Origin of the sequence: Massilibacterium senegalense, assembly GCF_001375675.1 — a bacterium.
GTDB lineage: Bacteria > Bacillota > Bacilli > Bacillales > Massilibacteriaceae > Massilibacterium > Massilibacterium senegalense.
In genome coordinates this window covers 1,673,177-1,694,873 of the sequence record NZ_LN831786.1, presented here as the reverse complement: position 1 = coordinate 1,694,873, position 21,697 = coordinate 1,673,177, and the positions used below count along the sequence as shown (strand labels likewise).

Here is a 21,697-nt window from a genome sequence, read left to right as displayed (position 1 = left end):
GATGAAAATTGTTCCAATGACAGAAGATGTTTCGTTAGTTCGTGACCTTGATAGTGGTACGAAAGAACAATACGAAGCGGTTGTTTCGATTATGGAAGATGTGAAAGCAAATGGCGATGATGCATTAATTCGTTATACCGAAAAATTTGATGGCGTTGCATTATCTTCCTTAGCAGTGACAAATGAAGAAATTAAAGCAGCGTATGAAAAATTATCGTTACATGAATTAACGGTCATTAAAGAAGCAACAGCGAATATTCGTTCGTTCCACGAACAACAAGCCCGTAAATCATGGTTTACAACAAAAGAAGATGGAACGATTTTAGGCCAAAAAATTACCCCAATTGATGCTGTTGGTGTATACGTGCCAGGTGGAAAAGCAGCGTACCCATCTTCTGTTTTAATGAACGCCATTCCTGCACTTGTGGCTGGGGTAGAGCGGATTGTGATGGTATCACCGGTACAAAAAGACGGAACGCTTCCAAGCGGAGTATTAGTAGCAGCAAATGAAATTGGTATAAAAGAAATATATAAAGTTGGTGGTGCACAAGCAGTTACAGCACTTGCGTACGGAACAGAATCGATTGCACCAGTGGATAAAATCGTTGGACCAGGAAATATTTTCGTCGCACTAGCAAAACGAGAAGTGTTTGGAAAAGTCGATATTGATATGATAGCCGGTCCAAGTGAAATTGTCGTATTAGCAGACGAAACGGCAAATTCAACGTATGTAGCGGCTGACTTATTATCACAAGCAGAACATGACGAGCGGGCGTGCAGCATTTTCGTCACCCACTCGCAAGCACTTGCAGAACAAGTCGCAAAAGAAGTGGAAGTACAACTAAGCGAATTGCCACGCGAAGCAATTGCTCGTGCCTCCATTCAAACATATGGTGCAATTTACGTCACAAAAGATCTCGAAGAAAGCGTCGATGTCGTGAACCGATTAGCGCCAGAACATTTAGAATTAGCGGTTGATCGACCATTTGATGTATTACCGAAAATCAAACATGCTGGAGCTATTTTCCTTGGACACTACAGTTCAGAACCAGTAGGCGACTATTTTGCAGGACCGAACCACGTGCTTCCAACGAACGGAACAGCGCGTTTTTCGAGCCCATTAAATGTCGATGATTTCGTGAAAAAATCAAGTATCATTTCATATAGCAAACAAGCGATGATGCGCGATGCAGAAAAAATTGCGACATTCGCACGATTAGAAGGATTAGAAGGACATGCTAGAGCGGTCTTATATCGATTGGAGGAAAAAGAATGACGAGACAAAGTTCCATTAAGCGCGATACGAAAGAAACACAAATTGAACTTTCGTTAAATATTGACGGGGAAGGAAAAGCAGACATTCAAACACCCGTACCATTTATGAGTCACATGCTTGATTTGTTCACCAAGCATGGCCAATTTGACTTAACCGTTCACGCCAAAGGGGACGTGGAAATTGACGATCATCATACGACAGAAGATATCGGTATTTGTCTCGGTCACGTATTAAAAGAAGCAGTGGGCGATAAAAAAGGGATTAAACGATACGGCAATGCATTCGTTCCGATGGATGAAGCACTCGTTCAAGTTGTGGTCGATTTATCCAACCGTCCTGCTTTTGTGATGAAAGGGGAGATTCCTAATCCAAAAGTAGGGACGTTTGATACCGAGCTTGTGTATGAATTTTTATGGAAATTAGCAGTAGAAGCTAGAATGAATTTACATGTGATTATTCATTACGGTCAAAACACCCATCACATCATTGAAGCAACCTTTAAAGCACTTGCTCGTGCGTTAGATGAAGCGACAATCGTAGACCCGCGAGTAAAGGGTATTCCATCAACGAAAGGGATGTTATAAAATGATCGGCGTCATTGACTATGGAATGGGGAACTTATTTAGTGTATCAAAAGCCTTAGAACGTCTTGGTGTTGACTATATAGTCAGTGACAAGCAAGAAGAATTAACACAAGCAGATGGCTTGTTATTACCAGGTGTCGGTGCGTTTAACGATGCGGTGACGTTGCTTCATGAAACGACTCTTTTTTCATTCGTACAAGAAGCAGTCGCAAACGAAACGCCACTGTTAGGAATTTGTTTAGGCATGCAGCTGTTATTTGAAGAAAGTGAAGAAAACGGACAAGCGAAAGGATTTGGCTTTTTACCAGGACGCGCCATTCGCTTCCCGGGTGTCACGGCTGACCACGTGCGATACAAAGTACCACACATGGGATGGAACCGATTAACAATCGAGCAACCAGCATCTCCTTTATTAGAAGGAATAAACGATGGATACGTATATTTCGTACACTCGTATTATATTGATACGATTGATGCATCGATTTTAATTGCGACGAGTGAGTATGACGTTGCCGTTCCAGCGATAGTTGGAAAAGGGCGTGTGTTTGGCACACAATTTCATCCAGAAAAAAGCGGCGATGTCGGCATGCATATTTTAGCAAATTTTATTAAAAACGTAGTGGAAAAGGGGTAAGAGCATGGCGTTTACGATTTATCCGGCGATTGATATGCTTGATGGCAAATGCGTTCGTCTTTTGCAAGGGGATTACGACAAACAAACGATTTACGGGGACTCTCCGTTAGATATGGCGACAAACTTTGTGAATCAAGGAGCGGAATGGATTCATCTTGTTGATTTAGACGGGGCGAAAGCGGGAAGAAGAATCAATGATAAGCACGTATTAGACATTAAAAACAATTTAGACGTAAAAGTACAAATTGGCGGCGGGATTCGCAGCGAAGAAGATATTGCTTACTATTTAGAAAACGGCGTCGATCGCGTTATTTTAGGAAGTATCGCCATGAAAGACCCAGCGTTTACGAAAAAAATGCTAGAAAAGTACGGCAACCGCATCGTGATTGGCATTGATGCAAAAGACGGTTACGTGGCGACAGAAGGTTGGATTGAAACGAGTGACCAAAAAGCAGAAACACTCGGAAAATTAATGGCAGAATACGGCGCGGAAGTATTTATTTTTACTGACATCGCAACAGACGGCACATTAAGCGGTCCAAACTTTGCCGCAGTAGCAGCGTTTGCAGAAGCGACAGGCAAAGAAGTGATTTCTTCTGGTGGCGTTAGTTCGTTAAAAGATATTCGCATTTTAAAAACATATGCCGAACGCGGAATTGGCGGCGTTATTATCGGAAAAGCGTTATACACAAACCAATTTACTGTAAAAGAAGCGTTAGAAGAGGTGAAATCATGGTGACAAAACGAATTATTCCTTGCTTAGATGTCAAAGAAGGACGCGTTGTAAAAGGGGTCCAATTTGTGGAATTAAAAGATGCGGGAGATCCAGTAGAATTAGCAGCTTTTTATGACGAACAAGGAGCAGATGAACTCGTTTTTCTAGATATTTCTGCTAGCCATGAAGGCCGTAAAACGATGGTCGACGTCGTTCGTGACGTTGCTTCGAAACTAGCGATTCCTTTTACTGTAGGTGGCGGGATTAATACGCTAGAAGATATGAAAACTATTTTACGCGCCGGTGCTGACAAAGTATCGTTAAATACCGCAGCGGTGAAAAATCCGGACGTCATTAACGAAGGTGCGAAATACTTCGGCTCCCAATGTATCGTCGTGGCGATTGATGCAAAATACGACGAAGAACTCGGTGCTTACCGCGTGTACACACACGGTGGAAGAAATGCAACCGAATGGGAAGTAGTCGAATGGGCAAAAGAAGTTGTCAAACGTGGTTGTGGAGAAATTCTATTAACAAGTATGGACAAAGACGGAGAAAAGTCAGGCTTTGATATAGACGTGACAAAAGCAGTAAGCGAAGCCGTTAGCGTGCCAGTCATCGCTTCAGGTGGTGCTGGCAATGCAGAACATTTTTATGACGTGTTAACAGAAGGAAAAGCAGACGCAGCTCTAGCAGCATCGATTTTCCATTACAAAGAAACATCCGTAAAAGAAGTTAAAAAATACTTAAAAAATAGAGGTGTCAATGTCCGATGAATATCGACGAATTTAAATTTGACGAAAAAGGACTTATTCCTGCCATCGTGCAAGATGCGCAAAGCAAAGAAGTATTAACATTAGCATACATGAACAAAGAATCATTACAAAAAACAATCGAAACGAAAGAAACATGGTTTTACAGCCGTTCTCGCCAAGAACTTTGGCATAAAGGTGAAACAAGTGGCAACACACAAAAGGTGTTAGACATTCGCTTTGACTGCGACCAAGACGCATTAGTCGTATTAGTAGAACCAAACGGCCCAGCTTGCCACCGCGGTTCATACAGTTGCTTTAGCGACTCATTATTCGGTGAAAACGTTCCAGCACGTACCGATCGTTTCGCGATTATTAATGAATTAGAAAAAGTTATTGCAGAACGTGAAGCAGAACGTCCAGAAGGCGCTTATACAACTTACTTATTTGATAAAGGCGTCGATAAAATCTTGAAAAAAGTCGGAGAAGAAGCCAGCGAAGTAATCATCGCAGCAAAAAACCGCAGCCACGAAGAATTAAAATGGGAAGTAGCAGACCTTGTCTACCACACACTCGTTTTATTACGCGAACAAAAACTACCAATCGACGTCGTTCTAGACACACTAGTAGAACGTCACAGCAAAAAAGAAGACCAAGAATAATAGAAAAGCTGAGTGCAAACATTTCATCGTTTGTACTCAGCTATTTTTATAACATGAATAAGGTTCAGCTAATGTTAATCAATATTGTCACATTTATATTGAAATGGCGGGTTTGTTTGAATGTAGTATCCGTTTCGGACGTGTGCAACCCAGTTTTGGAAGACTTCTTTCCATTGGATAGAATGGAAGAAGTCGTCGATTGGTTTCGTAGAATCCCATTCTAAAAAAGATAGAAATGGTGTATTTCCAGGAGCAAACACGCCAGATGGTTCTACCTTTTTTTCGCGAATGAATAGCATTGGTAGCCCATATTGATAAGCCATAGCAGGTTCGATTTGTAAGAAAGGGCCTGTTTGCCACACTGGCTGCTGTGGCGGGTTGTCACCAGAACTAAATTCAAGTATGCGTACGCGTTGTGTAGCTAGAGCAGCAGCAATCAATCCATAGCTGGAGTATATTAATCGCCGAGCGTTTGTTATCACAGTTTCGGGATATTGTTCTGTATCTGGTAATGTGCGTGGAAATAATAACGCATTTTCAATTTCGATGATTAATCGGTTTATAAAGTTTTTTTGCGTTTGATTCAAAAAATTGATATTCGGATGGCTGAAGAATACGGGAATACGAAATGCTCGTTCATTCGTTGTTTGTAAAAGTTCCATCGAATCGAGTGCTGTATAATCAATCATCCATGATTTATTTTCATCCATTTAACATTTCTCCTTTTTATTTTATGATATGTGTGAAAAAAGAAGAAAGAGTGGACGGGCTGAGCGCATTTTTTGACGCCATAGTTTGTCTTTTTTATACTAATAGTACACAATTTAATTGTACACAATTAAAATAAAGGGGCGAAGGATATGACAACTGTTTATGATTTTTCTGCAAAAACGATTACAGGAGAAGATAAGTCGTTAAAAGAGTATGAAGGAAAAGTGTTGGTTATTGTCAATACGGCTAGTAAATGTGGATTTACTCCGCAATATAAAGAATTAGAAGCACTGTATGAAAAATATAATGATCAAGGATTTGAAATTTTAGGATTTCCATGCAATCAATTTATGAAACAAGAACCAGGAACAGAAGCGGATATTCAAGAGTTTTGTCACATGCACTATGGTGTAACATTCCCGATGTTTAGTAAAATTGATGTAAAAGGGAAAAATGCACATCCATTGTTTCAATATTTAACGAAAAACACATCTGGTGTATTATCGAGTGAAGTAAAATGGAACTTTACGAAATTTTTAATTAACAAAAAAGGGGAAGTAGTAAACCGTTTTGCTCCGGCAACATCACCAGAAAAAATGGTAAAAGAGATTGAACAATGTTTAGCTGAATAGGGGTTTTGGACATGAAGCAAGAAGAAAAGCTCCGTTTAGACCAACAATTATGTTTTACGATTTACGCGTTGTCTCGTGAAATTACCAAATTATATCGACCACATTTAGAACAAATGAACATCACCTACCCACAATATTTGGTCCTGTTAGTGCTGTGGGAAGAGACCGCGATTTCGATGAAAGTATTAGGAGAACGGCTCCATCTAGATTCCGGAACGTTAACACCGATGTTAAAACGAATGGAAGCAGCTGGTCTAGTAAAACGAGAGCGAGCACAAGAAGATGAACGGGTGGTAATGGTCGTCTTAACGGAAAAAGGCGTACAATTACAACAAAAAGCGATCTGTATTCCGGACTTATTGCTAGGACAAGTAGGGATGGATAACGAACAATTTCAAACGTTGTTACCGGTATTACAACAGCTACTACATACCGTTCATGCACAAAATGAAAAAGAGAAGTAAAGGATAGAGCATTGCATTTAACGAATATGCAATGCTTTTTTTATTTAAAAATGATGCATAAAATGGATGAAAACAGAATAAAATGATAAGGAATAAAAAATATTGGAAAGGGAGGGAATGAGTATGTCTAAAAAGTGGTTACGCGTTATTCCTTTGTTGATGGCATTAATGTTCGTATTAGTCGGTTGTAATACAACACCAACAAATGATCAAAATGATACGAAGCAAACAGATGAAAATAACAATGTGAATGATACAAACGGAAATGACAACGATGATATGACGCCAAATGACGATAATGATACGAATGATGATATGATTCCTAATAATAAGGAAAACAAGGAAGATATCATCGAAGAGCAGAAAGATGTGCAAGATCCAGATAATAAAGATGAATAAACAACTAGATACATAAAGAAATCATGGGTAACATGAGGGGCCGTATGAAATGAGGGAGCTGTCTGAATAGATGGCTCCTTTGTTTATTTAGATACATAATTCCCTCATTTTATTATCATGATAAAGCTATTACGCCATAAAGCGATACAAATTTTTTTTTTTCAAAAGTGCAGGTGCTAGTATGCAATTATCACTTAGATTGTATTATTCCTTTGTTCGGCCGAAATGGTTTACAAATATGTATATTCAAAGAAAGAGTAAGCAACACCTTGATTTTACCGATAAAAAGGTGCTTGATCTTGGGGCGGGAACGGGAGTGCATTGCTCGTTATGTTCCTCTGATTACTATATTGGTATTGATCCTGATGAACAGAGAATTAATGTTGCTAAAAAGGTATACACTCCGTACCAATTTGAAACGTTTGCAGGAAACAAACTTCCAGCAGACGATAATAGCTTTGATTTTATTTTAATCCTCGCTGTCCTTCATCACATTCCGTCTGAAAGGGTACGGGACTATGTACGAGAGTTTAAAAGAAAAAGGAAAAATTGTTGCTATGGAACCGTGTTTTTTTTGAAACATCACCTATTTGTAATTGGTTTATGAAAGTGAATGATAAGGGAGATTATATCCAAAAAGAAGAAGTATACTTAGATTATTTTACAGCGGAAAAATTTTCAATGTAATATACTGAAGAGGTGTAAAAAATGTTTTTGTATACGGAATTGTTTTTTACCACCCATCTTTAAAAAGCGCCGATATTCCCGTTTAGAATATCGGCATTTTTCATATTAACGAAATATGAAGTAACGTTGCAATGGCTTCGCAGTCTGGTTGTGTTTCGGGTATGATTTTAAAGTTTGCTAGCATGCCTTTAAAAATAAATGGACGTATTTGCTCTCTCGTTAATTCAGATAAAAGATAGTCAATCGTTTCGTGTAATGTTTCTTTTGATTCGTTCGATAAGTTTGTTTGCGTAATCATTTGCTCGATGTGTAGCAAATGATTGCGAATATGTTCATAGATCGTTTGGTCATTTTTTTCTTCAAAGAAGGAGCCAAATTTTTTTACAGCAATCAATGGTTGTTCGTTTTTTTCGATTAAACCTGAAACTAAATCGTCGTAGCGCCGTACAATATAGTGTGGAAGTTCTACCAAATCGACCGAAACGTCATCGATTAATAATAGTTTTTCATAAAAAGAGCGAATGCCTTCAAATAAAATCGTTAAATCAATCAAATATTTTTTGGCTTGCTCACCATAAATCGAAAGAATTATGTGTACATACCAGTTCTCCATAGTGGTTCGAATTTTTTGGATATAGTCATCGATTTCTTGATTAATCGGGATGCTTTGTTCTTTTATAAGCATCATATACACGGGCTTATGATGGATTATATGTTCAAACTGTACATATAATTGTTTCGTAAATTGTTCACGAGGGGATATGTCTAGTTGTTCCATCTGTTTCATTGATTGATAAACCATTTCATAAAAATATTTGACAATCGATAAAATGAGTTCATCTTTGGAACGAAAATGTAAGTAAAAAGCCCCTTTGGAGATTCCGCTTTTATCCGCAATTTGTTGAATACTCGTTGCGTGTACTCCTTTTTCACCAAATAATTTTGTCGCAACATCCATGATTTGTTTTTGTTTTTCATTCATTCTTAGACACCTGCTTTATGAACAATCATTTTATACATCTATTATGCTTGATGATGACTGTTTGGTCAAATATTGTTAAGAAATTGTTAAATGATTGCAATTAACTATTAATTTTATTATAGTTTGGTATATGACCAACTAGTCATTATACGGAGGAGAGTGAACACATTTGAAGAAGATTATTAGATTTTCATTACACAATAAGCTAGCCATTTGGTTGTTGACGTTTTTAGTAGTGGCAGCGGGTATTTATTCTGGAACGCAAATGAAGATGGAAATTTTACCTGAACTAAAAGCACCATTCATTACGGTAACAACTTCTTATCCTGGTGCTAGTGCGGAAGAAGTGGCTGAAAAGGTATCTGATCCGATTGAAAAATCACTTGAAAGTTTACCTGGCGTAAAAACAGTCCAGTCTGATTCTTACCAAAACTTTTCTGCGATAACGATTGAGTACCAGTATGAACAAGACATGATTGATGCCAAAAACGAAGCGAAAGAAGCGATTGATCGACTCACCTTACCAGAAGCCGTTGATAAACCGGTTGTGAATCGTATTGATTTAAATGCTTTCCCAGTCATCGTTTTTGACATTGCGTATGATGGAAAATCAATGGAAGAATTAACGACACTTGTCGAACAAGATTTAAAATCGAAATTTGAAAAAATCGATGGGGTATCTACTGTACAAATTTCAGGTCAACGCGTGAACGAAGTACATATTGCTTTTGACCAAAAGAAATTAACGGAATATGGTTTAGATGAAGAAAAAGTAAAACAAATCATCCAAGGAACAAACTTTAAAACACCACTTGGTCTGTATGAAATTGACCAAAAAGAAAAAATTGTAGCGATTGACGGAAAAGTAGCAACGGAGGATGAGTTAAAAGACATTCAAATTCCAGTAACAGATCCAGCACCTGGTGTGATGATTGTGCCAGGAGAAAGTGGCATTCCAACGATTACATTAAAAGATGTCGCAACAGTGCAATTAAAAGGTGTGGCGGAATCCATTTCACGTACGAACGGAAAAGAAGCAATTGCAGTTCAAGTGATGAAAGGGCAAGATGCGAATACAGTAACCGTTGTCAATGACGTGAAGAAAGCGATTAAAGAGGTTGAAAAGGATTATAAAGGGATTACGATCACCCAACTTTACGACCAAGGAAAACCAATTGAAGACTCTGTAAACACGATGATTGATAAAGCGTTAATCGGTGGATTATTTGCGATTATTATTATTTTGTTATTTTTACGAGATATTCGTTCTACGATTATCGCTGTTGTATCGATTCCGATGTCTCTTTTAACGGCTATTCTCGTTTTGAAACAAATGGGAATTACGTTAAACATTATGACACTTGGTGCTTTGACGGTTGCGATTGGGCGAGTCGTCGATGATAGTATTGTAGTTATTGAAAATATTTACCGGCGGATGTCGTTAAAAGAAGAGAAATTACGCGGGAAAGAATTAATTGAAGCAGCAACGAAAGAAATGTTTACCCCAATTATGTCTTCTACGATTGTAACCGTGGCGGTGTTTTTACCACTTGGGTTAGTAAAAGGGCAAATTGGGGAGTTGTTCTTACCATTCGGATTGGCACTAGTATTTGCACTATTAGCATCATTAGTAGTGGCCGTTACGATTGTTCCAATGATGGCGCATGTGTTATTTAAAGAAGGAACAAAAGTGAAGAAAAAAGAACAAGGAAAAATTGCGGCTGGATACAAAAAATTCTTAAATACAACGTTAAACCATAAATGGATTACATCGATTGTCGCTACTGTATTGTTAATTGCAAGCTTTGGTCTCGTACCATTTATCGGGCAAGCATTTTTACCAGATGATCCACAAAAAATGATGGCCATTACGTATACGCCTGAACCAGGGCAAACGTTGGAAGATATTGAAAAAGTAGCCCAAGATACAGAAAAATATTTTAAACAGAAAAAAGGGGTAGAAATTATTCAATATTCCATCGGTGGAAATAATCCATTAATGGTGCAAACGAAAAATACAATCAATTTCTTCATTGATTACAAGGATGACTATGAAAACTTTAATGATGAAACAGTGAAAGTAGAAAAAGATTTACAAAAGAATACGGAAAAAGGCAAATGGTTAATGCAAAATATGTCATCAGGTGGTTTTAATAACCAAATGCAATTATTTGTGTATGGTACATCGATTGAAAATGTACAAAAATCATCTAGTCAAGTAGAAAAATTATTAAAAGATAGTAAGGACTTTAAAAATATTGATTCTAGCTTAAGTAATACGTATGACAAGTATACGTTTGTTGTAGATCGTAATACGATGAACTCCCAAGGCTTAACGACTGCACAAATTGCGCAAGCGTTCTCTCAAGTAGGGGTAAAACAAACGTTAACAACGATTGAACAAGATAGAGAAGAGATTAACGTGTATGTGACCAATACAGAAAAAGAATACAATACGATTGAAAGTTTAACAGATGAAACGATTATTACACCGCTTGGACAACAGAAAAAACTAGGCGATTTCGTTTCTATCGACGAAGGATCTGCGGTAGATACAGTGAAACGAAAAGATGGAAAATTATATGCAACAATTACGGCAGAATTTACAACAAATGATGTCGGTGGGGCATCGCAAACATTAGCAAAAAAAATTGATAAGTTATCGTTGCCACAAGGTTCATCTGTGGATTACGGCGGTGTAACAGAAGATATGCAAAAATCATTCTTCCAACTTGGCCTTGCAATGCTTGCAGCTGTCTTAATCGTTTACTTTATCTTAGTTGTGACATTTGGTGGCGGATTAGCACCATTTGCTATTTTATTCTCGTTACCATTTAGTGTCATTGGTGGATTCCTTGCTCTGTATCTTTCAGGTGAGACCATTAACGTTTCTTCCTTAATTGGAGCATTAATGTTAATCGGTATTGTCGTAACGAATGCGATTGTGTTAATTGACCGCGTTATTCATAAAGAACGAGAAGGTTTACCGACACGCGATGCGTTGTTAGAAGCAGCATCGACTCGTTTACGTCCGATTTTAATGACTGCTATCGCAACAATCGGTGCGCTAATTCCGTTAGCAATCGGTTCAGAAGGTGGAAGCGGAGCATTAATCTCGAAAAGTTTAGGGGTTACGGTAATCGGTGGATTAACAAGTTCTACATTGTTAACATTAATCATCGTACCATTAGTGTATGAAGTATTAATGAAAGCGAAAAAGAAAATGACACGCAAAAAAGCGTAAAGAAACGGAGCTAGCATGATTGCTAGCTCCGTTTTATTATATGGACCATTTTATTTTTATTGATATCAAGATTCGTATAGTTTTTGGTTTCTTGCTGTATATGTTTTTGCAATCCAGCAGTATCATTGTAGTTATCTACTCGTTCCACTCGTATGATCGAATAACTCAATTCAATCCCTCCATTCAAGGTTCAAACGAAGCTTTATATTTATATAAGTGAGTTAATTTCATAATTCCAATTCCTTTGGTATCAAGGGTTTTCAAACAATAAAAAACGGGCACCTCCCCAATTTGGTATAATTTAAGCGACGAAACAAAAATTGAACCAAGAGGTGAATGCCCTATGACTATTGTAAAACAAATGAGTCTATTTGACATCCAACAATTACTTGATATGCAAAGTTCTCGTCGTTTTGATACGATTTTCGCCCCAATTGATGTGCAACCGATCTTTCAATTATTTTCAAAAAAGACGATGCGTGTTGTGATTCCTTATAATATCCGTAATGAAGGGGAAATTATTGGATTCGATGAGCATTTCCGTCCAACTTGTGTACGTGAGCATAGCTATCGTTACGACAGTTTTGATGAAAAATACAGTACATTAAAATTCACACAACCGAAAGAATGTGCAACATGCCCATTACGAAACGATTCACTGTGTCAAAAGGTGTTTAAAATTAGATGTGAAACCGATATTCGGAAATATACGTACCCAGCACGTGGTTCTGAATTATGGAAGAATCTGTACAAAGAACGAACGGCTGTAGAACGTGTGAATGCCTATTTAAAAGAGTATTTTCAATTGAACAACGTCCGTCATCGCACAGGTCGAAAAGCAAAACTGCACTTCCACCTCGTGACGTTTATTTATAATGCCTGTAAATTAGCGGTAGATTGAATAAATGGATTATTACAAGAACAACAGTTAGCAGCTTAATTTTAAAAAACGCAAGTTTTGACAGGGGAGCAGTCTAAGCTCTTGAAAAAGATGAATTATGAAATTGATTCAAGTAGATATTACTAAATATAGTTTATTTCTCATGATAAACTCCTTTCATATATGTTAATAATAAAGTCAATTTGTAAAGTTAACTTTACTGTATACTTAGGTTAGATATTTATTTTTAATAAATAAACGGGGTACACAATAATGGAAAATAAATTGATGGAACTTAGAAAAGAGCACAACCTTTCTCAAGAGAAACTAGCTGAAATTTTAAAAGTATCTCGACAAACTGTTATTTCAATTGAAAAAAAACGTTATACACCATCTTTAAAACTTGCATTTAAAATTGCTAATGAATTCGATAAATCAATTGAGGAAATATTTTTTTACAATCAGGAGGATGAATAACCATGATTCGAAATTTATTTTCAATTTCAGGTATAGTACTTTTTTTGATTTTTACTTTGATGATAATAACAAATTTAATAGATAATGGGTATTTTAATTACAATAGTCTATTATTTTTGTCTATGGCAATACTCTCATTTTCTCAGTATTATGTTTTTCCACATTTAAAAGATAATGATGAACGATCAAAAAAAATAAAAGTTAAATCAATATTTTATTCAAGTTTAATCTTTCTAATTCTACTAGGAATTTTTATATTAATTATTTCAACTAATCTTATATCAATTGAAATAATTAATTTACTTAAAATTTTCATCACATTTTTTATCATTATTTATTCTATAATCCTGATTTTCATTAGCAAAAAAATATAACATTGACTGATGAGGTTTACTCATCAGTCAATGTTATTAGTCCTATTACAGTAATCCAAATGCTTTTGCCACACATTTAGAAACAATGCTTCCGCCCCACGCAGTTTCAACTAGAATACATGATGCACATCCAGCCGGTTCACCTGCTTTGCATGCGACAGAACAAAAGATTCCAATATCCCATGCTACTCCCCGTGATATCCCTGAAGAACTCATGCAATTAGAAAACTTTTTAACGCTAAAACCTTTTGGAAGGAACGAATCATAAAAAAGATCAACGTTCCGAAGATAACAAGAAATAAAATAGGAATGTCCCAAACACCTAATAAACTTTCGTTTCCGTTTGCTACTTTTACATCATTCCAACTGCCAAACGAAAAAAACAATAACATTTCATTTTTGATTACATTTGTTAGCAACATAGAATTTTTGTACAACCGTTCTTTATTCTCTTCTGTAAGACCAATGTAACTATGAAGATGCGGTTTTTTCTCTAGTATATGTAGTGGAAACCATAAAACAATTCAGGTAGATAATGGTAAAAATATAAACTATTTTTTCTGCCAATCATCCGCTTCACCCGCGATATTATAATGGCTAGGGACCAATTCAGGTAAAGACGACCAAACCGTTAGGAGATACATCATCGTTCCGATAAAAAATAAGAGAGAGGCGGTATCCAATATTTTCGCCATCATCGGTGTTTTTATATGTAGTTTATCTTGTTCCAAGTAAATACCCCTTTCAGTAAAGAATGCACGAAAAAAGCCAAAGAAAAGATGTTTCTCTGGCCTAGTTTTTACACCATTCGTTCTATTCGATGTAACACGTACGAAAAATGAATATTTTCGGTTATTTTTAAGAACAACATAAACAATAGTGTTAGTACAATCATACTAACCCATGATAATGATAAGCCAGGAATTAAGTTACTGATAAGTAGTAAAAAGAAAAAGAGGAAAATAGTTTCGACGATGGAAACGATATATTTTTGCCCGCCATTTTTTGTTTGGAGAACAAGTTGCATAAACATCGCGACAACAATTTCAAAAATAAGCGCAAAGACAAAGAAAAATAATAGACTAAGAGAGACATAGAGTAATGTTTTCGTTGAATCAACGGTTATGTGGAGTGCGTTAATATTGCTTAATAAATAGAGGATCACATAGTTAAGGAGAAACATACTACTTAAACTGAACATAAACACCCCAATCATCTGAATGTACATTTTTGCCCCATTTTTACGATTCATCCCATCACCTTCCTTTGAAGTTAGTAGTTTCAAAAACGAGAGACCGAAAAGATATGTGCTTATATTTTACCAAAAAATACAACAAATTGCACGGATTATGTTAGAAAATATAACATAGGGTAGAGGATTCGCTTATGGTGGTTTCTATGAGCAAGCGCCCTCCACTTTTTATATTTTTTTCTTTTTTCTATTTCTATCGTTTAGTCTGTGTGATAAAGTGATAATAAGGAAGATGAACGGACGAATTGGTTATTTTTGTGTGTTTGTTTTATTAGTTGTTATTGATAAGTAACTCCATTCTTAGTCTAGTTATTGGGGTTATTTTCTTATGGAGTAAAGATCAATTAGAGTATGATAGAGCATCGATTATTTAGATAAATGGAGGAGTCATGGGGTCAAAAAAAACATCGAAACAACAAGGAAAACTTTTGCATTTTGTAAAAGATGGAGAGTATTTTTTTCAAAAAGGTTTAAAGTATTATGATCAAAATCAAGTTAGTAAGGCGAAACAATGTTTTGAAAGGGCGTGGAAATACGATCCGCTAGAGCCTATTTATGCGTGTCAGCTTGCTTCCGTTCTTTCAGAATTAGGGGAATACGAGAGATCCAATAAATTATTTAAAGAAGTGTTAGAAAAGCATGATTCAACCCTGTATGAATGTTATTTTTTTATGGCACATAATTATGCACATATGGGGTTATTTTCAGAAGCTAAAAGATATGCTGAACAATATTTAAAAGAAGAGACAGCTGGTGATCTAGCAGAAGAAGCACAAGAATTATTAGAAGTACTAAGTGATGATTTCGGACAATTGTTACAAGATATGTTATATGAAGATGATTTAATTCAGGAATACGAACGAATTTTTCAACTGTTAGAGAGCGGAAACATTTATTTAGCAAAAGCTAGTTTAAAAAAGATGATTCAAAAATATCCTGATTTTCATCAAGCATACAATCATTTAGCGCTTATTTATTTATATTTAGGAAATGAAAAAAGGTGTTTCGAAGTCATTCAGGGAGCATTAGAAAAAAGTCCAGGAAGTATTCATTTACTTTGTTCTCTTTCGATTTATTATCGTTTTGTTGGGGATAAAAAACGGCTAGCGGAATATCGTCAGTTGTTACAAAATATTTATCCGATAGATGAAAGCGGTCAGTTAAAGGTAGGGATTACCCTTATTTTATTAGGGGAATATGAGCGGGGGTATGAATGGTTACGAAAATTATCCAATAAAGGCTACCATCACTATCCGTCGTTTCAATTTTGGTATGATGTTGCATTTCAAGGGAAATCGGGTAAAGAAGTAGTGATTGATCCGATGAATATTCCGATTGATCGGATGTCGTATGTTTTTTCGATTTTAATGGACATGCCGTTGCAACAGGAACAACTGTACAAGCTTATTTTAAATAAAGATAATGTTCCGTACGTGTTTTACAAAATTGCTGTATATCATTTATTAGGTGAAATGGATGAAGTAAAACAACTAGCTGGTCTTTTGTTAATCGAGCAAGAAGGAACGGAAGAAACATATGAAGCATTGAAACAATTTTGTGTAAAAGAAACAGCCACCCCGTTAATGACACATGTAGCGGCGATTATGATGTTTCATTTGCAACCATACAAAGATGTGGTCATCCAAATAGGTGAAGAAGTTTCGGTATTGCATAATGTGTTTGAATGTCGGCATGATGCTTCAATGATTTACGATTTTCTTCATTATTTAAACTATAAATGGGGTACATTATCAAAAGAAGCGTATAGGCAATTATTAAAAGAAGGGCTTGTGTTCGTTAAAAAGTGTGAACAGCAAAATCTTTCCCATTCGTTTGTAGGAATGACGGCAGCTTTTGATTATGTTTGGCAAAAAGATAAAATGACTTATCCGATTACCCAGAAGGAAATTGCCACGAAATATATGATTTCCGTATCTACAGTGCAAAAATATGTGCACATTGTACGGGACGTGTTAAAGTAATGGCAAAATAAGTAGGGGGGATATATACCCCCATGAGCATATAATTTTACTTTTATCCTTGATTTGAATACGATAAAGATAATAGTTTGACAATGTGAAGGAGTGGATACTAGTGTCAGAAGAAAAAATTTATGACGTAATTATCGCAGGAGCAGGTCCTGCTGGAATGACAGCAGCGGTGTATGCATCACGTGCAAACTTAGATACATTAATGATTGAACGTGGTGTACCTGGTGGTCAAATGGCAAATACAGAAGAAGTAGAAAACTATCCTGGATTTGAATCTATTTTAGGTCCAGAACTTTCAAATAAAATGTTTGAACATGCGAAAAAATTCGGTGCAGAATATGCATATGGAGACATTACGGATTTAAAAGACGGCAAAGAATATAAAACAGTCGTATGTGGCGATACAGAATACAAAGGCCGTACAGTTATTATCGCAACGGGTGCCCAATATCGTAAATTAGGTGCTCCTGGTGAAAAAGAATTAGCAGGTCGTGGCGTGTCTTATTGTGCTGTATGTGATGGTGCCTTCTTTAAAGGAAAAGAACTAGCAGTTATCGGTGGTGGTGATTCTGCAGTAGAAGAAGGAATTTATTTAACACGCTTTGCATCAAAAGTAACGATTATTCACCGTCGTGATCAATTACGTGCGCAAAAAATTATTCAAGATCGTGCATTTGCAAATGAAAAAATTGACTTTATGTGGAACCAAACAGTAAAAAGTATTAATGAAAAAGACGGAAAAGTTGGTTCTTTAACATTAACAAACACACAAACAGGTGAAGAAACAGAATTTAATGCAGACGGTGTATTTATTTACATTGGCATGAATCCACTTTCTGATTTTGCGAAAAATCTTGGAATAGTAAATGAAAATGGATATATCGAAACAAACGAACAAATGGAAACGAAAGTACCTGGAATTTATGCAGCTGGTGACATTCGTGAAAAAGAACTTCGTCAAATCGTAACAGCTACTGGTGATGGAAGTATTGCAGCACAAGCAGCACAAAGTTACATTGAAAACTTAAAAGAAGAGCTTGGCGTAAAATAAAAGAACGACAAGTAGCGCAGGGTTTTAAACCTGTGGATAAGGGGTATTTTTGTAAAGATTGCTTCATAAAAAAGACATCTTTTCTTAATGTTTTTGTAACATAAATCTAACAAAAAAGTCGTATGATAAAGAAGAGTAAGCGACCCCCTATTTGTGATATAGATTATAGAAGGCCGGAATGAAACATATGATGATGTTTTGTTCTGGTTCTTTTTTTGTGTAGAGCGCTAGAAATGGCGGTTTTGATTGAGTAGACAAGGTAATCATAGTATACTGAAACTTAAATACAGATTATAGGTGAAATCGTGGTTGTGTAGAGTAGAAGAGGTGAGCATATGCAACGCGTAACAAATTGTGTGTTATTAAAAGATGATCAACTATTATTACTACAAAAACCGAGACGCGATTGGTGGGTTGCTCCAGGTGGAAAAATGGAGAGCGGTGAAACTGTAAAAGAAAGCGTCATTCGGGAGTATCGAGAAGAAACTGGCATATATTTAAGTAACCCAACGTTAAAAGGGATTTTTACTATTCAAATAAAAGAAGGAACCGAGATTATGTCAGAGTGGATGATGTTTACCTTTTTTGCAACGGAATTTGAAGGAGAAAACGTGTCAGTATGCGAGGAAGGCACGTTAGCTTGGCATCATAAAGATGCTATCGCTGCATTGGAAATGGCACCAGGTGACTATCATATTATTGATTATATGGTGAAAGGAAAAGGGACCATTTACGGTTTGTTTACGTACACCCCAGATTTTGAATTATTGTCATATCGGATTCAACCGTCCTAAGGAGGAAAGGAAAATACATGGAGGCAAATGCACAGAAAGAATATCAATTAGTTATTATTACAGGGATGAGTGGCGCCGGAAAAACCGTTGCTATTCAAAGTTTTGAAGATTTAGGATTTTTTTGTGTAGATAATTTGCCACCGACACTTTTACCTAAATTTATCGAGCTTGTTGGAGAATCTGACGGAAAAATGAATAAAGTGGCGTTAGGAATGGATTTACGTGGTCGAGAGTTTTTTGATGCACTAATAGAAATGATTGATAATCCTGAAGTAACCGACCAATTTAAAATTGAAATTTTATTTTTAGATGCAAAAAATCCAGCGCTCGTTCGTCGTTACAAAGAAACGAGACGCTCTCATCCTCTTGCTAAAACGGGATCTCCGTTAAAAGGTATTCAAAAAGAACGGGAAATGTTAGAAGATTTAAAAGGAAGATCCCAACGAATTATTGATACAACCGACTTAACCCCACGTCAATTACGTGAACGAATTATTCACGTATATTCAAAAGAAAATCAACCAACATTTACGGTTCAAGTGATGAGCTTCGGATTTAAATATGGGTTACCAATCGATGCAGATTTAGTATTTGATGTGCGGTTTTTACCTAATCCACATTATGTCAATCACCTTCGTCCGAAAACAGGGCTGCAAGAAGAAGTATCTTCATATGTGTTAAAATGGTCAGAAACGCAACAGTTTATTGAAAAATTATTAGATTTGCTTAATTTTATGCTTCCACAATATAAACGGGAAGGGAAAAGTCAACTTGTTATCGCTATTGGGTGCACAGGGGGAAAACACCGTTCTGTGACTATCGCAGAATATTTAACGCATTATTATGCTAGCGAATATTCTACGCACGTTGCCCATAGAGATATTGAAAAAGGAAGGAAGACGACATAGATATGGATCAGATGATACCGAAAGTCGTTGTCATCGGGGGTGGAACAGGGTTATCTGTTTTACTTCGAGCGCTAAAAAAGTTTCGTGTTGATATTACAGCAGTAGTGACAGTGGCGGACGACGGCGGTAGTTCAGGGATTTTAAGGGATGAATTAGACATTCCTCCACCAGGTGACGTTCGAAATGTGCTCGTTGCTTTGTCGGAAGGAGAGCCTTTAATTGAAAAAGTGTTTCAGCACCGATTTTTACATGGAAATGGCATTTCTGGTCATTCGTTAGGAAATTTATTGCTTGCTGCGATGACGTCGATTACAGGTGATTTTGTTTCAGGGATTAAAGAAATTAGTCGCGTGTTAAATATACGTGGGCGAGTATTACCATCTGCGAACCAAGGTGTCATTTTAAGTGCTAAAATGAAAGATGGTACCATTGTACAAGGGGAATCTAAAATTCCATTAGCCAAAAAAGAAATTGATTATGTTTTTTTAAATACACCAGATGTAAAAGCATTGCCTGAAAGCGTAGAAGCCATTTTAGAAGCAGATTTAATTATCATGGGACCAGGTAGTTTATATACGAGTATTATCCCCAATTTACTCGTACCAGAGATTCAAGAAGCGGTTTGTCACGCACCAGGGAAAAAAGTGTATATTTGCAATGTCATGACGCAGTACGGGGAAACGACGAACTTTACGGCTAGTGACCATGTGAAAGCATTATTAAAACACATTGATTGCAATCAATTATTAGATATGATTGTCGTCAATGATGCAGACATTCCAATGAATGTATTACGTCGTTATACAGAAAAAGGAGCGGTTCCTGTAGTATGTGATCTCGAGCACTTGCAACAGTATGCTCCTGTTGTGATTCATGATCATTTTGTAAAATTTGACGAGCCGTTTATTCGTCACGATGCGAAAAAAATTTCCCGCTTACTCGTAAATACAATAAGAGAAAAAGAATAGAAGGGTGGGGGGGCATATGTCATTTGCTTCAGATACGAAAAAAGAACTTACAATGCTTGAAGTTGATGATTGTTGCGCAAAATCAGAGCTTGCCGCATTAATTCGGATGAATGGTGTCATTTCTTTATCCAGTGAAAAAGCATCTTTAAATGTCTCGACTGAAAATGCCGCGATTGCACGAAGAATCTATTCCTTAATTAAGCGATTATATCCACAAGTGCATGTGGATGTTATCGTTCGGAAAAAAATGCGCTTGAAAAAAAATAATGTTTATATCGTTCGGGTCACAAAAGATGCTAAAATGATGATAACGAGTTTGCAAATCATGACGAGTGATTATCGTTTTAACCGGGCAATTCCTAGTGAATTTACGGCAAAAACTTGTTGTAAGCGTTCTTATTTACGTGGCGCATTTCTTGCAGGTGGATCTGTTAACAATCCACAAACATCATCGTATCATCTAGAAATTTTTTCGCTGTATGAAGAACATAATCAAGCGTTATGCGATCTAATGAATACGTTTGATTTAAATGTGAAAACACTAGAAAGAAAAAAAGGATTTATCACTTATTTAAAAGAGGGCGAAAAAATCACTGAATTTTTAAATATCATCGGTGCACATCAAGCATTATTACGGTTTGAAGACGTCCGTATCGTAAAAGATATGCGTAATTCAGTGAACCGACTAGTGAATTGCGAAACGGCTAATTTAAACAAAACAATCGGTGCTTCTATTCGTCAGGTAGAAAATATTCGTTATATTGAAAAAACAATTGGTTTAGATGCATTACCTGATAAATTACGAGAAATCGCCGAATTACGTATGAAACATAAAGATGTAACATTAAAAGAATTAGGTGAAATGGTTGAGGGAGAAACCATTAGTAAATCCGGTATTAATCATCGTTTAAGAAAAATTGATGAGATTGCAAACAAAGTTCGTAGTGGTGAGTATGTGAATTCCAAATAAATGAGGAGGAGATACCGTGTTACAAAAAACGGTTACCGTAAAATTGAAAACAGGTCTTCAAGCCCGAATTGCTGCACAATTTGTGCAAGAAGCAAATCGTTTTAGTTCGGATATTTATTTAGAGAAAGATAACAAAAAAGTAAATGCAAAAAGTATTATGGGGATCATGAGTTTAGCTGTTGGTCCAGGAGTGGACGTTATACTAGAGGTAGATGGACCAGACGAAGAGACAGCACTTAACTCGTTAGTTGCTTTCGTTGAAAAAGAATAAAAAAAGTTATCGAGAATGT

25 protein-coding genes and 1 pseudogene are annotated in these 21,697 nt (G+C 36.5%); 20 read left to right on the top strand and 6 right to left on the bottom strand.

The genetic code is table 11. From position 1 onward, the window contains the following. The first annotated feature begins 1 nt into the window (after position 1). From hisD to hisIE, 6 genes are read left to right on the top strand one after another with little or no spacing between them, the layout of a single operon-like run. Entirely contained in the window at positions 2 to 1,276 is a 1,275-nt protein-coding gene (hisD, locus tag BN1372_RS11845; RefSeq protein WP_062199736.1) for a histidinol dehydrogenase, read from the top strand. Then, positions 1,273 to 1,860 (top strand): imidazoleglycerol-phosphate dehydratase HisB, encoded by a 588-nt coding sequence (gene hisB / locus BN1372_RS11840; RefSeq protein ID WP_062199734.1) that lies wholly within the window; start codon positions 1,273 to 1,275, stop codon positions 1,858 to 1,860. The genes hisD and hisB overlap by 4 nt, the downstream gene beginning before the upstream one ends. A gap of 1 nt (position 1,861) precedes the next feature. Continuing rightward, positions 1,862 to 2,494 carry an imidazole glycerol phosphate synthase subunit HisH gene (hisH, locus tag BN1372_RS11835; RefSeq protein ID WP_062199732.1) on the top strand — a complete coding sequence of 211 codons (633 nt, stop codon included), beginning with the start codon at positions 1,862 to 1,864 and terminating at the stop codon, positions 2,492 to 2,494. Positions 2,495 to 2,498: 4 nt separating this feature from the next. After that, positions 2,499 to 3,233 carry a 1-(5-phosphoribosyl)-5-[(5-phosphoribosylamino)methylideneamino]imidazole-4-carboxamide isomerase gene (gene hisA / locus BN1372_RS11830; RefSeq protein ID WP_062199730.1) on the top strand — a complete coding sequence of 245 codons (735 nt, stop codon included), beginning with the start codon at positions 2,499 to 2,501 and terminating at the stop codon, positions 3,231 to 3,233. Next, a complete protein-coding gene (hisF, locus tag BN1372_RS11825) occupies positions 3,227 to 3,985 on the top strand; it encodes an imidazole glycerol phosphate synthase subunit HisF (protein WP_062199728.1) in 759 nt (252 codons plus the stop codon). The genes hisA and hisF overlap by 7 nt, the downstream gene beginning before the upstream one ends. Continuing rightward, positions 3,982 to 4,623: a bifunctional phosphoribosyl-AMP cyclohydrolase/phosphoribosyl-ATP diphosphatase HisIE gene (gene hisIE, locus BN1372_RS11820; RefSeq protein WP_062199726.1), complete on the top strand. Its 642-nt coding sequence runs from the start codon at positions 3,982 to 3,984 to the stop codon at positions 4,621 to 4,623. Before hisF ends, hisIE begins: the two co-directional genes overlap by 4 nt. Positions 4,624 to 4,697: 74 nt before the next feature. Here hisIE and BN1372_RS11815 read toward each other — a convergent pair whose 3' ends face one another. Continuing rightward, on the bottom strand, positions 4,698 to 5,333 hold the full coding sequence (locus BN1372_RS11815; protein ID WP_062199725.1) for a hypothetical protein: 636 nt from the start codon (positions 5,331 to 5,333) through the stop codon (positions 4,698 to 4,700). A 150-nt stretch (positions 5,334 to 5,483) separates the two neighbouring features. On the opposite strand from BN1372_RS11815, the gene BN1372_RS11810 reads away from it, so the two are divergent. The 4 genes from BN1372_RS11810 to BN1372_RS11795 all read left to right on the top strand — a co-directional run bounded on the left by BN1372_RS11810 (position 5,484) and on the right by BN1372_RS11795 (position 7,436). Further along, positions 5,484 to 5,966 (top strand): glutathione peroxidase, encoded by a 483-nt coding sequence (locus BN1372_RS11810; protein WP_062199722.1) that lies wholly within the window; start codon positions 5,484 to 5,486, stop codon positions 5,964 to 5,966. A gap of 11 nt (positions 5,967 to 5,977) precedes the next feature. Then, complete coding sequence (locus tag BN1372_RS11805) at positions 5,978 to 6,430, top strand: MarR family winged helix-turn-helix transcriptional regulator (RefSeq protein ID WP_062199721.1); 453 nt, start codon at positions 5,978 to 5,980, stop codon at positions 6,428 to 6,430. A gap of 123 nt (positions 6,431 to 6,553) precedes the next feature. Further along, complete coding sequence (locus BN1372_RS11800; RefSeq protein ID WP_062199719.1) at positions 6,554 to 6,829, top strand: hypothetical protein; 276 nt, start codon at positions 6,554 to 6,556, stop codon at positions 6,827 to 6,829. A gap of 181 nt (positions 6,830 to 7,010) precedes the next feature. Beyond that, positions 7,011 to 7,436 (top strand): class I SAM-dependent methyltransferase, encoded by a 426-nt coding sequence (locus BN1372_RS11795; RefSeq protein ID WP_062199716.1) that lies wholly within the window; start codon positions 7,011 to 7,013, stop codon positions 7,434 to 7,436. A 180-nt stretch (positions 7,437 to 7,616) separates the two neighbouring features. Here the strand turns inward: BN1372_RS11795 and BN1372_RS11790 are convergent, their stop codons facing one another. Beyond that, complete coding sequence (locus BN1372_RS11790; protein WP_062199714.1) at positions 7,617 to 8,498, bottom strand: TetR/AcrR family transcriptional regulator; 882 nt, start codon at positions 8,496 to 8,498, stop codon at positions 7,617 to 7,619. 169 nt (positions 8,499 to 8,667) lie between these two features. On the opposite strand from BN1372_RS11790, the gene BN1372_RS11785 reads away from it, so the two are divergent. Further along, entirely contained in the window at positions 8,668 to 11,742 is a 3,075-nt protein-coding gene (locus BN1372_RS11785; RefSeq protein WP_062199712.1) for an efflux RND transporter permease subunit, read from the top strand. A 22-nt stretch (positions 11,743 to 11,764) separates the two neighbouring features. Here BN1372_RS11785 and BN1372_RS15280 read toward each other — a convergent pair whose 3' ends face one another. After that, on the bottom strand, positions 11,765 to 11,911 hold the full coding sequence (locus BN1372_RS15280) for a hypothetical protein (protein ID WP_154662989.1): 147 nt from the start codon (positions 11,909 to 11,911) through the stop codon (positions 11,765 to 11,767). Between the two features lie 207 nt (positions 11,912 to 12,118). Here BN1372_RS15280 and BN1372_RS11780 point away from each other — a divergent pair. Together BN1372_RS11780 and BN1372_RS11775 are read left to right on the top strand one after the other, a co-directional pair. Further along, positions 12,119 to 12,643 (top strand): annotated as a pseudogene (locus BN1372_RS11780) (transposase); the annotation flags it as partial. Positions 12,644 to 12,895: 252 nt separating this feature from the next. After that, positions 12,896 to 13,099, top strand: coding sequence for a helix-turn-helix transcriptional regulator (locus tag BN1372_RS11775; protein WP_062199708.1), 204 nt, complete (start codon positions 12,896 to 12,898; stop codon positions 13,097 to 13,099). A 586-nt stretch (positions 13,100 to 13,685) separates the two neighbouring features. Here the strand turns inward: BN1372_RS11775 and BN1372_RS11765 are convergent. The 3 genes from BN1372_RS11765 to BN1372_RS11755 all read right to left on the bottom strand — a co-directional run bounded on the left by BN1372_RS11765 (position 13,686) and on the right by BN1372_RS11755 (position 14,725). Further along, positions 13,686 to 13,910: a hypothetical protein gene (locus tag BN1372_RS11765; RefSeq protein ID WP_147515380.1), complete on the bottom strand. Its 225-nt coding sequence runs from the start codon at positions 13,908 to 13,910 to the stop codon at positions 13,686 to 13,688. 114 nt (positions 13,911 to 14,024) lie between these two features. After that, a complete protein-coding gene (locus BN1372_RS11760) occupies positions 14,025 to 14,204 on the bottom strand; it encodes a DUF1648 domain-containing protein (protein ID WP_062199702.1) in 180 nt (59 codons plus the stop codon). 68 nt (positions 14,205 to 14,272) lie between these two features. Next, positions 14,273 to 14,725 carry a hypothetical protein gene (locus tag BN1372_RS11755; RefSeq protein ID WP_062199700.1) on the bottom strand — a complete coding sequence of 151 codons (453 nt, stop codon included), beginning with the start codon at positions 14,723 to 14,725 and terminating at the stop codon, positions 14,273 to 14,275. Positions 14,726 to 15,114: 389 nt separating this feature from the next. On the opposite strand from BN1372_RS11755, the gene BN1372_RS11750 reads away from it, so the two are divergent. The 7 genes from BN1372_RS11750 to BN1372_RS11720 all read left to right on the top strand — a co-directional run bounded on the left by BN1372_RS11750 (position 15,115) and on the right by BN1372_RS11720 (position 21,678). Beyond that, positions 15,115 to 16,707, top strand: a complete 1,593-nt coding sequence (locus BN1372_RS11750; protein WP_062199698.1) for a tetratricopeptide repeat protein — start codon at positions 15,115 to 15,117, stop codon at positions 16,705 to 16,707. Between the two features lie 112 nt (positions 16,708 to 16,819). After that, the gene (gene trxB, locus BN1372_RS11745; protein WP_062199696.1) at positions 16,820 to 17,767 is read left to right on the top strand and encodes a thioredoxin-disulfide reductase; all 948 of its coding nucleotides are present in this window, start codon (positions 16,820 to 16,822) and stop codon (positions 17,765 to 17,767) included. Between the two features lie 335 nt (positions 17,768 to 18,102). Next, the gene (locus BN1372_RS11740; protein WP_062199694.1) at positions 18,103 to 18,561 is read left to right on the top strand and encodes an NUDIX hydrolase; all 459 of its coding nucleotides are present in this window, start codon (positions 18,103 to 18,105) and stop codon (positions 18,559 to 18,561) included. A 17-nt stretch (positions 18,562 to 18,578) separates the two neighbouring features. Beyond that, a complete protein-coding gene (rapZ, locus tag BN1372_RS11735; RefSeq protein ID WP_062199692.1) occupies positions 18,579 to 19,469 on the top strand; it encodes an RNase adapter RapZ in 891 nt (296 codons plus the stop codon). 2 nt (positions 19,470 to 19,471) lie between these two features. Then, on the top strand, positions 19,472 to 20,437 hold the full coding sequence (locus BN1372_RS11730; protein WP_062199690.1) for a gluconeogenesis factor YvcK family protein: 966 nt from the start codon (positions 19,472 to 19,474) through the stop codon (positions 20,435 to 20,437). A gap of 16 nt (positions 20,438 to 20,453) precedes the next feature. Continuing rightward, positions 20,454 to 21,407 carry a DNA-binding protein WhiA gene (whiA, locus tag BN1372_RS11725; protein ID WP_062199689.1) on the top strand — a complete coding sequence of 318 codons (954 nt, stop codon included), beginning with the start codon at positions 20,454 to 20,456 and terminating at the stop codon, positions 21,405 to 21,407. Between the two features lie 16 nt (positions 21,408 to 21,423). Further along, positions 21,424 to 21,678, top strand: a complete 255-nt coding sequence (locus BN1372_RS11720; RefSeq protein ID WP_062199687.1) for an HPr family phosphocarrier protein — start codon at positions 21,424 to 21,426, stop codon at positions 21,676 to 21,678. Positions 21,679 to 21,697 lie beyond the last annotated feature (19 nt).